Source organism: Gilvibacter sp. SZ-19, from assembly GCF_002163875.1.
GTDB lineage: Bacteria > Bacteroidota > Bacteroidia > Flavobacteriales > Flavobacteriaceae > Gilvibacter.
Genome location: NZ_CP019333.1, coordinates 633,949 through 647,635, shown reverse-complemented (window position 1 = coordinate 647,635; position 13,687 = coordinate 633,949). Strand labels below are relative to the sequence as shown.

The window sequence follows — 13,687 nt, the reverse complement described above, 5'->3', positions numbered from 1 at the left end:
TTAGTGTGTTTAATTTTTTTCAGTTGGATTTTAAACCTTCTTTAACATTTGAGGTCATAGGAACACAAACTCAAAAAAATAGAAAAAATGAAAACCAAATTTCACCCTTTAAGAGTACTTAGCATACTGGCTGTAGGAGCTTTGACCTTGAGCAGTTGTTCTAATGACGATACACAAGCTGTGGATCAAGAGGAAGAAGTAAATGCCCAGATCAGTGTGGAGACTATCAATCAGGCCGATGAGATAGACCTTATTGACGAAGAACTTACCAATATCACCTTAGACATTATTGCCTCCGCAGAAGCTGACGCGAACGGCTTTACGGCTAAGGTTTCCGATTTTTTGCCCCCTTGCGTTACCGTAACAACTGTGGTTACTGATTCCAGCGTTGAACGCACCGTAGACTTTGGAGACGGTTGTGAACTGCCTACAGGCAATACGCTTTCTGGAAGTTATACCATTACGCATAGTGTAGACAGCGATGCTCCATCTCGCACCTTTCAGGTACAAACTAGCGACGATTTCTTTTTCAACGACATTAGCGTTAATGGTTCTAAGACCATTGTGCGTAGTATTAATGAGGCCGGAAACCCCAATGCTAATAAGACTGTGAGTCTAGATGTTGTTTGGCCCGATGGAGAATCTATGAGCTATTCCGCCAACAAGAACCGCGAATGGATAGAAGGCGCTGGTACTGGCTTCTGGGGAGATAATGTTTTCCTTCTGAGTGGAACCGTGAACTTCACCAATCGCTTAGGAGTTTCTTACAGTAAAGAAACTGTGGTGCCACTTCGCAGAGAATGGGCTTGCAGATTTATTGTAAGTGGTGTTCTAGAGCTCAGCCGAGAAGATGCTACCGTTAGTCTTGATTTTGGAGACGGTTCTTGCGATCCTTTTGGAACTTTGACCTTGCCTTCTGGAGAGGAGCAAGTGATTAGGTTGAGAAGATTCCTTGCTAACTAAGGAGTGGTTTTTAACAGTTAGTTTTAGGTTGAGGGAGTCGAAAGGCTCCCTTTTTTTTGCAATAACTTCCAGCGCGGCAGGCAGTATGCCTCTCTAAATTAGTCCACTGGACTAATTTTAGACGTTCGGCAGGGTTTTAGGTGAAAAGAGCGCTGCTAGGCGCTCTTTTCTATTTACGGTCATCGAGTGATTTTTGCAGAGCAAAAATAGTATCGAGATGACATCTAGAAGATTGCTTTCCGCTTTCGCGGGTACCTCACTCAAATGTCTGCTAGACATTTAGTTTTGCAATGCAAAATATTGTGAGCTAAAGTTTTAGGTTGAGGGAGTCGAAAGGCTCCCTTTTTTTGTGCTACAAATTCTAGTTCACTAGTGTTTTAAATAGAGGGGCACTCTCATGAGTGTCGCTCTTATATTTTATTAAACCCCGCCGCTGCGCATCACTACCGAGTGCTGTTCGGTGCGAGACCGTGCAATAGCGGCAGAGCCGCGCACGGCTCAGAAAGCACGAGGGGTTTTACTAAGTAAAAAGTGATTCCGCAGTGGCTAGACCTTTTGGTCACTTTTACGGCAATGGTAAAAGTGACATAAAAGAAAGAGGAAAAACTGGCTCATGTCAATGACATTCTAAAACCCATTCCTCGCTCTGTAATACCCAGCGGTTAATGCATCTATTCTTCTCGGAGTATCTGGATGACTCATAGAGCCCATCCAATCAAACATAATATAGAAGGCGGATTTCGCATTTTCTAAGGACGCACCCATTTTGTACATCACATATCCAGAAACATAATCGGCCTGTAGTTCTTTGGTCCAAGAGTGTTTAAACGCGCCGTACCAAGAAATGTCGTTGTTTACATGATGTCCGACTTCATGCGCAAGCACAGAAATGGGAGCCCATTGGTTATTACTAGAGAGGTAATTCATGAATTGTCGGTTGTAGGTGATGATCGGATAGCCTTGATAATTAGAGGCGCAGGCATTTCCAACATTACCCGCATAGGTATTTATGTATCGCACCCCCAGAATATTGCAAATGTTCGAGACTATATTACTAGCGTATTGCGTGGGTTGCGATAGGCCATTGGCGCAGCCGCCTCCGGAGTAGGAACAATAGACCTGTGCAGAGGCCGTGATGGAGCAAAAAAAGACGATTGGTAGGATATATTTTCTCATGACGATTGAATTTATAGCTAAGGTAAATAGCAATGCGTCAATGTTTTATACCCTTTAAGGGGTAATTATTTTATTGAGGTTTCTGGTTTTGGTCTCTCATCTACAACTATGAATCACTACCAATTTGCAGTTATCTTTTACGATACTTTTCCCATCGCGGCAAAAGTATCCAAAAGCGCTAGCGACGCTCACTCGTCTCTAAAATCTACGCCACCCGCAGCCACAGCTGTGCGGAGTTCGCACTCGGCTTCGCCTCCTTACTGTTCCACACAGCTATCATCCAACTACTGCTGGCTTGATTTTTACGAGACTCCTGAGGAGTCGCGTTTGTTGAATAAATGACGTTTTACAGAGACCAAGTTTAGGAAAAGTTGCCTAGCTTTTTGTCGTAGTAAAGCATATAGGAACTTAACGGTAAAAACAAAATCAGCAATAAGATTCCAAAGTGATAAAGAAAACCTCGAAAGCCATCACTGATCCAAATCATTCCGAAGATAAAATAGAAGAGTCCTAAAATCGTAGATGATACAGATACAGCCATATAACCACTCTTCCAGAATCGTTCTAATCTCAAGATATTTAAAACTAGTATTGGACTTGTCACCAGAAATATTTCCCAAGAATTAAAGCTAAAAAATAGCCCGTAATTTTACATTTCCCCTTCTATTGGGTAAACGCCGTAAGGTGATAGCATCACCAAGATTGTGTAAACTGCGTAGACAATTTTAATTGTTTTGTCCATTAGTACTTAACTAAAATCAGGACTGTAAACGGATATTTCAAGGCCGAATTCAGCTGCGAATCTATTCAAATAAATTTCCGCAGATTCTTTATCACGGAACTCTTTTAAGATGTATTTTACAGTGTGCTTTTCATTGAGGAGATGCACCTGATAGGTCATAAATCGCGAAGTATTGTGCGCGTTCGTATGACTATAAGTTGTTTGTTTTTGTCGAAGACTCAGAAGGCTCACGTAGGGATAGTTCTCAAGTGATTCCCAATTCCCTGTTTTGAATCCAAATTTGCTTTCATAATATTTGAATCTTCTATTATGCTGATCAATCAATATTCCAATATGTGAGAATGCTAAATAGAGTGCGAGCGTTAAGATCAACAAGGACAGTATTAAAATCCTTAATTGAATATAACTGATAATTGAAAGACCAATTAATAAATACCCGATAGCAACAGCTCCGTCAGGGTACTTAGTAAAAAGGAATTTATTCTCGATCTTGGTCATTAACTATTAGGTTAGTATGTAATTCCGTAAAAAAAGTTACAAAACTCAATTTAAAATCCCGCCGCTGCGCATCACTACTGAGTGCTGTTCGGTGCGAGACCGTGCACTGGCTCACGATGTTTCGAAGAAACCAAACATCCAGTGGATGTTTGAGTGAGGCATCGACGGCAGAGCCGCGCACGGCTCAGAAAGCACGAGGGGTTTTATGAAATAAAAAGTGATTCCGCAGTGGCTAGACCTTTTGGTCACTTTTTTGGCAATGAAAAAAGTAACATAAAGAAAAGTAAGACGCGGTCATGTTAATGACATCTCGATACATCCCGCCAAAGGCGGGACACTCGATGTCCGTATAACGTAAATAAAAAAGGCACCCATCGGGTGCCTTTCTCTTAAGCTGTTTTTTCTCGAAGCGGACGATTTAAAATCAAATCCAAATAGAGATTAATATTGCGCTTTAGATCTTTTCTGTGGGAGATAAAATCTAAGAAACCGTGTTCCAATAGAAATTCCGAAGATTGGAATCCTTCTGGTAGGTCTTTCCCAGTAGTGTCTCTTACCACACGTGGGCCAGCGAAACCAATTAATGCTCCCGGTTCTGCAATGTTGATGTCTCCTAACATAGCAAAAGATGCGGTAGTACCTCCGGTAGTAGGGTCAGTACACAAAGAGATATAAGGAATCTTTGCTTCTGCCAACTGCGCCAATTTTGCAGAGGTTTTGGCCAACTGCATTAGCGAAAGGGCAGCCTCCATCATACGGGCTCCTCCGGATTTAGAGATCATCAAGAACGGAATGTTGTTCTTAAGACTGTAATCTGCTGCACGCGCTATTTTCTCGCCCACTACAGATCCCATCGAACCACCGATAAAACGGAAATCCATACAGGCTATAACCAAGTCTGCTCCCATAGACTTTCCAACAGCGGTGCGAACCGCGTCTTTAAGTCCGGTCTTCTCTTGGGCGTCTTTCAAACGGTCTGAGTATTTTTTAGTGTCTTCGAATTTCAGCGGATCTTTTGCGACTAGATTCTTATCCAATTCCTTGAACTTGTTATCGTCAAAAAGGATCTCGAAATATTCTTTAGAACCAATGCGAACGTGATATCCATCTTCTGGGCTCACGTAAAAGTTCTTTTCTAACTCTTCTGCATCTACGATCTTCCCGGTCGGTGATTTGTACCAAAGCCCTTTTGGGACATCTTTCTTGAGTTCGGTTGGGGTTTGGATCCCCTTCTTTGTTCTTTTAAACCAAGCCATGTCTTAAAGGGTATTTACGTTGTTTAGGTCTTCGAAAGCTTTCTCCAAACGCTTGCGGAAAGTCACTTCACCTTCGCGTAACCATTTGCGTGGATCGTAGTACTTCTTATTTGGCACGTCGGCTCCATCTGGGTTTCCGATCTGGGTTCTCAAATAATCGATATTCCCAGTCATATAATCGCGGATACCTTCTGTAAAGGCGAACTGCAAGTCGGTGTCGATGTTCATTTTTACTACCCCGTAGCCAATAGCTTCGCGGATCTCCTCTACGGTAGAACCACTACCACCGTGGAATACAAAATCAACAGGGTTGTGCCCGGTTCCGAATTTCGCTTGTACATACTCCTGAGAGTTCTTTAAGATCTTTGGAGTTAGTTTTACGTTACCTGGCTTGTAAACTCCGTGAACGTTTCCAAAAGCGGCAGCAACCGTGAATTGATCACTCACTTTCATGAGCTCTTCGTAGGCGTAAGCTACTTCTTCTGGTTGGGTATATAATTTAGAGGAGTCAACATCTGAGTTGTCCACGCCGTCTTCCTCGCCACCGGTGATTCCCAATTCGATCTCTAAGGTCATCCCCATTTTGCTCATACGCTCTAGGTATCTTTTAGAGATCTCGATATTTTCTTCGATTGGCTCTTCCGACAGATCCAACATATGGCTGCTGTACAAAGGGGTGCCAAATTGCTTGTAGTGGGCTTCACTGGCATCCAAAAGGCCGTCTACCCAAGGCAATAACTTCTTGGCGCAGTGATCCGTATGCAAGATCACAGTTGCTCCATAAGCTTTTGCCATTTCGTGTATGTGTCGGGCTCCGGCGATTCCTCCGGCAATGGCCGATTTTTGATTTTCATTAGAAAGGCCTTTTCCGGCATTGAATTGTGCCCCTCCGTTAGAGAACTGTATAATAACCGGAGCATTAAGTGCAACGGCTGTTTCCAGTACAGTATTGATAGAGTTTGTGCCTACCACGTTTACCGCTGGCATGGCAAAACCTTTTTCTTTCGCTAGTTTGTGAATTTCCTGAACTTCTCTCCCGGTAGCTACGCCCGGTTTTATCGAATGACTCATAAAGACGTTTTTCAGTATAGGTTAGGGTAGCAAAAATAACAAAAAATATACGGTATGGGCTTGGTGGCAGTAAGAATCAACGCTAACGTTTTAGCTGACGGATTTAGAACGGATAATTCACCCCTATATTAAAGACAGCATTGGCAAAGTTGTATTCCTTGAACCAACGGTCTCCAAGGTCTCTCGCCGGGTTGTGTGTTTTAAAGCCCGTGTCGAAACGCAATACAAAAAATCCGAAGTCATAGCGAATCCCAAAACCACTGGCTACAGCCAATTCTCCAAGATCGCTAAAACCTGAGAATCTAAAGGCCTCGTCCTGTTGTGAATCTAAAACATTCCAAATATTCCCTGCATCGACGAACAAAGCGCCCTTTAAAGCTCCCAATAGGGTAAAACGATATTCGGCATTAAAAGCGAGCTTAAAGTTGGCTTCGTTGAAATCTAGACGACTTCCGCTACTACCTGGTCCAAGATCAAAAGGACGCCATCCGCGGTTGTCGTTAGCACCTCCTGCAAAATAAGAACGAATAAAGGGAATACTATTGCTGTTGCCGTAAGGGATAGCAATACCGCCAAAAGCATGCACAGCAAGGACCGCATTCTGGTTGACCTCCCAGTGACGAATAAAATCTAGCTCTCCTTTTACGTATTGCGAGAATTCCACGCCCAAGGCTTTTCGGTTTCCATCTTCTGCAACTTCGGTATTGGCCAAGTCGGTGATCAGAGAAAGGAAGTTACCTGCGGATTCTAACTTCCATCGCCAGCGGGTAAAGCTCAGGTCGTAAGTGTCTTCACGCGAATCGCGGATCCAACTTACACTAGAACTAAAGATCAGATTGTCTTCTGATAAGCGATCTCTACGTTCGTCCACACTGGCTAGTTCCTCTAAATTATCACGGGTAAAAACCAGGCCGTCCGGATTATCTCCTAGGGCATCATTGATAAACTGATCGATCTCTTCTGGAATGCCCAAACTCGGGTTTTCCGGATCGGCATACACATATCCACTGGCCTGTGCTATGTCGTTCACTATGTCGAAAGAGCTCCGGTATACATTAAAGAAATTACTCGTATTTAGATTGCGTACATATTGGATGTCTGCCAAACTGAGGTTCCAGGTCTTGGTCGGGCTGGGTTCCCACTGATAATTAAAGGCCAGATTCAGGTTTTGTCGGTCTAGCCCAATATTGTTCTGAAATCCTACTCCTGTGCTTATCCGTGTCTTTGGAGACATGAATTTAGGAATGATCTTGTCTGTATTCAGCGGGAAGAGAATTCGCGGAAACTGTAAGGCCGCATTTCCACCCACATCAGAGATGTTGAAAAAGCGCTGGTCCGCATCCGCAGCATCCTGAGAAGAACCCAAACTGCCTCGTGCAGAAAGCTCAAGGGTCTCCGCACCCTTAAACACATTTCGAATAGAGAAGGTGGTTCTAAAAGCCACCCCAAATTCTTGAACCGTAGAGGTGGAGGCGTCAAAGTTGACGTCCAAATTGTATTTCTTAAGCGGCGAGAGCAAGATGTTGGCAATTAGTCCGTTGCCCTCTGGGTCGTCCGGGTCTGGACTGTATTCAATTGTAGGGTAGCGGAACACATTCAAGTCACTGATCTGGTTATAGGTCAATGAACGATCGATATCACGAAAAACCTTCCCAGGGCTAATGGAAATGGCATCGGTAATGGCCTTGGGTTTGTAATCGAGCCCATCAAAACTGTAAAGCTCAAATCCTTTATAATTAATGCTATCTGTAAACTGTTCTGCCCGTCTTGAATAGCTGTAATCGGTTACAATACGCACCTTGTTTACGTTGTAAGATTTAAAAGGTTCGGTATAGGTGCTATCTGGAGTGGTAATAGTTCTGTCTGGAATGATATAGGTGATAAGCGCCTTGTGATCTGTGTCCACCGTATCGCCCTCAAAGGTCACATACTCCGTGTCGAAATCGTAAAGTCCAGAGTTGCGGAATTGCAGGGTCAATCGGTCTATTTCGTTTTCAAAGTTCTCGGCCTTGTATTGTTCTCCCTCCTTGATAAAACTCTGAGATCTGGTCTGCTGGAACAGGGAATCCACCACGGGGGAACTGATCTGTGTCTTTATAGAATCGACTATATAGGGTCTATAGCGCACCACCTTGTAGTTTACTTTGGCGCGTTGGGTGCTGTCACCGTCTACGGTGTAGCTGGCCTCGGTATTAAACCAGCCGCGTCTGCGGTAATAGCGTTCCAAGCGCTTACGAGACTTCTCGAGTTTGGCCTCGTCTATGATCACTGGAGCTTCGCCTATCTTTTTGATCCAATTGTTGATGCCTACATAAGATTGCTCAAGTTCGTAGAGTTGTTTTTCAGAAAGTCTCTTGGACAAACGTTCTTCGCGTTTCGGTTTTTTAGCTAACCACTCCTGAAAAGTACTGTCCGGGTCCTTTTTGGCAAAATTATAAATGTGAAGACTGAAAGGTATACCTAAAACGCGAGTGTTGGGTCGCTGGGAGAGTTGCGCGTAGATATTCTGATCTTTTATCGGCTCGCCATCTAGGCTTATCTGGTTCTCTACCAGCAGGTATTTGCCATCAGGAACCCGCTTTACTGCATTACAAGAATACAGCAGTAGTGCCGTAACAAATATTAATACTATTTTTGAGTGAAGTTGCTTCAAGCGGCCAATAGATTACTTCAAAAATAAACTATTTCCTATACAGTCCGCCTTTATTTAGCAAACTGTGAAAATAGTCGGTTTTTTATAGGTTGGATAGCTGATTGGAGCGGTATTATTTGCAGATATATGCTGAGCAAGAACACCCTCAAATACCTAACGTCATTACGTCAGAAAAAGTACCGAGACCGGGAAGAGGTCTTCGTAGCAGAAGGTCCCAAACTCATTGGCGATCTCTTGGATGCAGGCTTGGAATTGCAGCAACTTTTCACCACAGATCCAGCACTTTTTTCGGACTATGCTCCAGAGATCATCTCCGCAGTAGAACTCAAAAAGATCAGTAATCAGAAAACACCAAATGCCGCCTTTGCAGTTTTTGATAGAAAAGAGGCTTTTCCATTACAAGAAAGTGGCCTTATTCTCGCCTTAGACGGCGTACAGGATCCAGGGAATTTAGGGACAATAATCAGACTATCGGACTGGTTTGGAGTAGGTCATATTGTTTGCACACAAACCACTGCGGACTGTTATAATCCGAAAGTTGTGCAAGCCTCTATGGGAAGTTTGGCTCGAGTCCAATTGCATTATCTGGAAGACCTCTCGGCTTGGTTAGCTCAGACAGAGTTACCTGTTTATGGGGGTTTTATGCAAGGGGAGCAGGTTTACAAAAGCAGCTTACCAACTGATGCGGTTTTGGTTATGGGCAACGAAGGGCAGGGGATTTCTCCAAAGACCGAAGCAGTTATAGCTACCAAGCTCAGCATTCCAAACTTTGGAACGGGTCAAGAAAGTCTCAATGTAGCTACAGCAACTGCTATACTGCTCAGCGAGTTCAAGCGATCTATTGAAATGTAAAATTGATAAAGATACCTCGGGTGCCCATGGAGCTTATGTTGCCTGTCCAAGGGCTATTTGGGTCATTGTCTGGAATTAGCTCATTATTCATAGCAAAGACTCCACGGATAGAAGGTGTGAACTTGAAATAGAACAGGTAGAAATCGATCCCAAATCCGACCTCCCAAAATTGTGCTGTGCTTTCCATTCTGAATTCACCTCCGGAGTTGTCCTGCGGATTGTCACTATTGCTCGATAAATTCCAAGCGGAAGAAACTCCGCCCACAATAAAGGGCTTAAAGTTGTTCAGTCGTTTTGTGGAAACCTTGAGCAGTAAAGGCACGTGAATATAAGTGGACTTTACCTCGCGCAAAATGTCGCGTTCCTCTACAAAACCGGGAAAACGAATGTCGCGCTGGGTAAAATAGAGTCCCGGCTCCAAACGCAGGTTCATGTGCTCGTTTAATCGCATGTCTCCAATAAGACCTACGTTGAATCCGCCAACACGATCGATCACGATATCCTCTGCTTGTGGCCCTTCGTATTCGATCTTAAAGTCGTATTGGTTAAACCCTAAAAAGTATCCCCAGGTTAAAAATCGTTTGTCAAAGGTCTCTAGATTGGCCAAGCGCTCTTTGCTAAAAAGCTGTGCTTGTGCACTCTGCGCCAAAAAGATTAAGGCCAATATGAGGATCAGTTTTCTACTCATGCTTTGGTTGCGGTGTAAATAGTGGCTACACCAAAAGTTTGCGGTTTATTTTCAGTCTCTTTAAACCCGATTTTTGCAAAAATATTGTTGAGACGTTCTCCATAAGGGAAAGCCGCTGCGCTCTCTGACAGATATCCGTAGGCGACTTTATCTTTGGAGAATAGCTTTCCAATGACCGGCAAGATACCTTTTGAGTAGAATTTATAGCCTTGTTTGTAAGGAAATTTTTCTGGAACTGAAGTTTCCAGAACCACGAATAAGCCGCCAGGCTTGAGTACGCGAAGAATCTCGGCTAAGCCTTTTTCTAGATTTTCAAAATTGCGGATCCCAAAGGATACTGTTATGGCATCAAAGTGATTGTCGGGGTAGGGCATGGCTTCCGAGTCTGCCTTGACAAACTCCAAACGATCGGCAAAGGAGGCAGAAGCTGTCTTTTTACGCGCAACACTGAGCATGCCGTCCGAAATGTCCAGGCCGGTTACTTTAGCCTGATCCATACGCTGAGCGAAAGCTATGGCCAGATCGCCAGTTCCGGTCGCTATATCCAAAACCGTTTTGGGTTTGTGGTCCACAACCAGATTCACCACTTTTCTGCGCCATTTCTGGTCTATTCCCAAAGAGATCACGCGATTTAGCCCGTCATAGCGGTTAGAGATATTGTCAAACATCTGCTCCACTTGGGCTTTTTTGCTGAGCTCTGAATCCTTATAGGGGTTAACCGACTTGGCCATGCAATTAATTTGGGGGCAAAAATACACAAAAATGACCCAATCGCCTTGTTGCAAAGCTGTTAATCTTGAGTGCAAATCCACAGATTTTCTGTAAATTTGCCCCCGTACGCTTTTCGTAGACTATGAAGATTATAGTAGCCGGTGCCGGCGAGGTTGGCTTCCATTTAGCCAAACTGCTTTCCTTTGAATCGCAAGACATTACTTTGATCGATACAGACCGTTCCAGTTTGCAGTATGCAGATACGCATTTGGACATCCGTGTAGTGAAAGGGGATGCAACCTCTATTTCGGTGCTAAAAGATGCCGATGTTGCCAATACGGAATTGGTGATCGGTGTGACCTCCAGCGAAACCACAAATATCACAGTTTGTGTTCTGGCCAAGCAATTGGGTGCCAAGCGCACCATTGCAAGAATCTCCAATTCTGAATTCATTGAGAATAAGGATGAGATCGGTTTTACCAGTTTAGGTATAGACGAGTTGATCTCGCCGGAATCATTAGCCGCAAATGAAATTGGTTTGCTGCTCAATCAAAGTGGGTTTAACGATACTTATGAATTTGACGATGGCGCTTTGACCATGGTAGGCTTGATTCTGTCTCGCACCTCTTCTATTGTGGGTAAGAGTGTGCGCGATCTGGCTGAGGTGAGCGAGCAGTATAGTTATGTGCCTATTGCCATCCAGCGCAGCGGAACCCAATACACCATTATCCCAAGAGGAGATACCCAATTCAGAGAAGGCGATCAGGTGTATTTTGTCACCGTTAAAGAAGGTCTGGAAAGTATCTACACCATGGCAGGTAAGGTTAAGGAAGACCTTAAGAACGTTATGATTTTAGGTGGTAGTAATATAGGCTACAAGACTGCTAGAGATCTTTGTGCGAGTAAGTTTAAAGTAAAACTCATTGAGTCCGATAAGGACAAAGCCTTTGAAATCGCAGACGATGTGCCAAGCTGTTTGGTGATCAATGGCGACGGACGCAATGTGGAACTTCTAGAAGAAGAGGCGATCTCTGATATGGATGCCTTTGTTTCGGTGACCGGGAATTCAGAGACCAATATTATGAGTTGTTTGGTGGCCAAATCCCGCGGGGTAAAGAAAACCATTGCACTTGTAGAGAATATGGATTACTTCCAACTCTCACAGTCTATAGGAATCAACACCCTGATCAACAAAAAGCTCTTAGCGGCCAATACCATTTTTAGATACATAAGAAAAGGGGAGGTTGTAGCGATCACCAAACTCAACAATATGAATGTGGAGCTTTTGGAATTCATAGTTCACCCAGACAGTGCCGTGTGTAATAAAGTGATCCGCGAGCTGGACTTCCCAAGATCTGCTGTGATCGGCGGTATAATTCGCGATGGCGAAGGGATCATTGCCCTTGGCGATTTTGAGATCAAAGAAGGAGATCGCGTGGTGGTGTCTTGTTTGCCACAGGCCTTGGAGAAGGTAGAAAAGCTCTTCGTCTAATGATATCTTCCCTGTCCAAACTCAATTTTAAGCTCATTTTTCACTTAATGGGGCTGTTGCTATTGTGCAATGGTGGCTTTATGTGGATCTCGGCTTTAGTAAGTTTTGGTTATGGCGATGGGGCCACAGAAGGCATACTCCTTGCCGGGCTTATCACGAATTTGCTGGGTGGGATGTTTATGTACGCCACGGCTAAGCATCGGAAGGAACTCCAAAAGCGAGAGGGATATTTAATTGTGACCTTCGGCTGGCTTTTTATGTCCATTACCGGGAGTCTTCCCTATGTACTCACAGATGCTATCCCTGTTTTTAGCAACGCTTTCTTTGAGACCATTAGCGGCTATACCACAACAGGAGCCACTATACTCGAAGATATTGAGGTGATGCCAGAAGGCATTTTGCTCTGGCGCAGTATCACCCACTGGATAGGAGGTATGGGTATCATTGTACTGGCCATTGCCATTTTACCGCTCTTAGGAATTGGAGGGATGCAGCTCTTTGCTGCGGAGGCTCCCGGGCCTGGAGGAGATAAATTGCATCCGCGGATAACCGATACGGCCAAACGTCTTTGGCTTATTTACGTTGGATACACCTTGGCCGAGACTATCTTGCTGTCTGTTGCCGGAATGTCGGTATTTGATGCGGTAAACCATTCGCTCAGTACACTGAGTACAGGTGGATTTTCTACAAAGAATGCCAGTGTTGCTTATTGGAACGACACCCCGCTGATACAGTATATTATCATAGTCTTTATGTTCTTGGCCGGTACGAACTTTGTCTTGAGTTACTTTGCCTTTAAGCGCAAGTTCAGTAGGATCTTTGAGGACGATGAGTTCAAGTTTTATTTGATAGGGATCGCATCGCTCACTATAATTGCTGCTTTGATCATTTATTTCCAATCTGATATCACCTTTAGTACTGTTGCACATCCGCAGGTATTAGGCGAAGGAGAATACGCCTTTAGACATGCCTTATTTCAGGTACTGGCCGTAGTGACCACCACCGGGTTTGTCACTGCAGATTTTACCGCTTGGACTCCTTTTTTGACACTCTTTTTCTTCGGACTCATGTTCTTGGGCGGAAGCAGCGGATCTACCTCCGGAGGTATTAAGATCGTTCGTCACATTATCATGATCAAAAATGGGATCATGGAATTTAGACGTACCCTGCACCCAAGTGCGATCTTGCCGGTGCGATACAATCAGAAAGCCGTGCAGCAGCCTATTGTTTTCAATATTTTGGCCTTTTTTATTTTATACATGCTGTCCTTTATCATAGGAACATTGGTGTTCTCTTGGTTGGGCTTAGATTTTAAAACGGCCTTGGGTGGAGCAGCTTCAACTTTAGGAAATGTTGGGCCTGCATTGGGTGATCTCGGCCCGGTAGATAATTATGCCTCGCTGCCTACGGCAGCCAAATGGTGGGCGTCTTTCCTAATGCTCATTGGGCGTTTGGAACTCTTTACAGTACTCATTTTATTTACGCCGTTTTTTTGGAAGAACCGATAATTCAATCCTTCCGCTTACGCGGCTATCTCACTCAAACATCCACCGGAGGTTTGGTTTTTTCAAAACATCGTTCGGTA

11 protein-coding genes are annotated in these 13,687 nt (G+C 44.1%); 4 read left to right on the top strand and 7 right to left on the bottom strand.

The window, feature by feature from the left end; translation table 11 throughout:
• Positions 1-87 precede the first annotated feature (87 nt).
• Positions 88-963 carry a hypothetical protein gene (locus tag BTO09_RS03000; protein ID WP_087523255.1) on the top strand — a complete coding sequence of 292 codons (876 nt, stop codon included), beginning with the start codon at positions 88-90 and terminating at the stop codon, positions 961-963.
• A 627-nt stretch (positions 964-1,590) separates the two neighbouring features.
• On the opposite strand, the gene BTO09_RS02995 is transcribed toward BTO09_RS03000, so the two are convergent.
• The 5 genes from BTO09_RS02995 to BTO09_RS02970 form a co-directional block, all read right to left on the bottom strand.
• Positions 1,591-2,139 carry a hypothetical protein gene (locus BTO09_RS02995; RefSeq protein ID WP_157663411.1) on the bottom strand — a complete coding sequence of 183 codons (549 nt, stop codon included), beginning with the start codon at positions 2,137-2,139 and terminating at the stop codon, positions 1,591-1,593.
• Positions 2,140-2,887: 748 nt separating this feature from the next.
• On the bottom strand, positions 2,888-3,379 hold the full coding sequence (locus BTO09_RS02985) for a hypothetical protein (RefSeq protein WP_087523252.1): 492 nt from the start codon (positions 3,377-3,379) through the stop codon (positions 2,888-2,890).
• Between the two features lie 389 nt (positions 3,380-3,768).
• Positions 3,769-4,635, bottom strand: a complete 867-nt coding sequence (accD, locus tag BTO09_RS02980) for an acetyl-CoA carboxylase, carboxyltransferase subunit beta (protein WP_087523251.1) — start codon at positions 4,633-4,635, stop codon at positions 3,769-3,771.
• A gap of 3 nt (positions 4,636-4,638) precedes the next feature.
• On the bottom strand, positions 4,639-5,706 hold the full coding sequence (fbaA, locus tag BTO09_RS02975) for a class II fructose-bisphosphate aldolase (RefSeq protein ID WP_087523250.1): 1,068 nt from the start codon (positions 5,704-5,706) through the stop codon (positions 4,639-4,641).
• A 103-nt stretch (positions 5,707-5,809) separates the two neighbouring features.
• A complete protein-coding gene (locus tag BTO09_RS02970; protein ID WP_087523249.1) occupies positions 5,810-8,359 on the bottom strand; it encodes a BamA/TamA family outer membrane protein in 2,550 nt (849 codons plus the stop codon).
• Positions 8,360-8,485: 126 nt separating this feature from the next.
• Between BTO09_RS02970 and BTO09_RS02965 the strand changes: the two genes are divergently transcribed.
• The gene (locus BTO09_RS02965) at positions 8,486-9,211 is read left to right on the top strand and encodes an RNA methyltransferase (RefSeq protein ID WP_087523248.1); all 726 of its coding nucleotides are present in this window, start codon (positions 8,486-8,488) and stop codon (positions 9,209-9,211) included.
• Here the strand turns inward: BTO09_RS02965 and BTO09_RS02960 are convergent.
• Positions 9,198-9,899 (bottom strand): porin family protein, encoded by a 702-nt coding sequence (locus tag BTO09_RS02960; protein ID WP_087523247.1) that lies wholly within the window; start codon positions 9,897-9,899, stop codon positions 9,198-9,200. The two genes, BTO09_RS02965 and BTO09_RS02960, sit on opposite strands and share 14 nt — an antisense overlap.
• Positions 9,896-10,630 (bottom strand): bifunctional demethylmenaquinone methyltransferase/2-methoxy-6-polyprenyl-1,4-benzoquinol methylase UbiE, encoded by a 735-nt coding sequence (gene ubiE, locus BTO09_RS02955; RefSeq protein WP_087523246.1) that lies wholly within the window; start codon positions 10,628-10,630, stop codon positions 9,896-9,898. The genes BTO09_RS02960 and ubiE overlap by 4 nt, the downstream gene beginning before the upstream one ends.
• 122 nt (positions 10,631-10,752) lie before the next feature.
• On the opposite strand from ubiE, the gene trkA reads away from it, so the two are divergent.
• The gene (gene trkA / locus BTO09_RS02950; RefSeq protein ID WP_087523245.1) at positions 10,753-12,102 is read left to right on the top strand and encodes a Trk system potassium transporter TrkA; all 1,350 of its coding nucleotides are present in this window, start codon (positions 10,753-10,755) and stop codon (positions 12,100-12,102) included.
• Positions 12,102-13,610: a TrkH family potassium uptake protein gene (locus BTO09_RS02945; protein ID WP_087523244.1), complete on the top strand. Its 1,509-nt coding sequence runs from the start codon at positions 12,102-12,104 to the stop codon at positions 13,608-13,610. The genes trkA and BTO09_RS02945 overlap by 1 nt, the downstream gene beginning before the upstream one ends.
• Positions 13,611-13,687 lie beyond the last annotated feature (77 nt).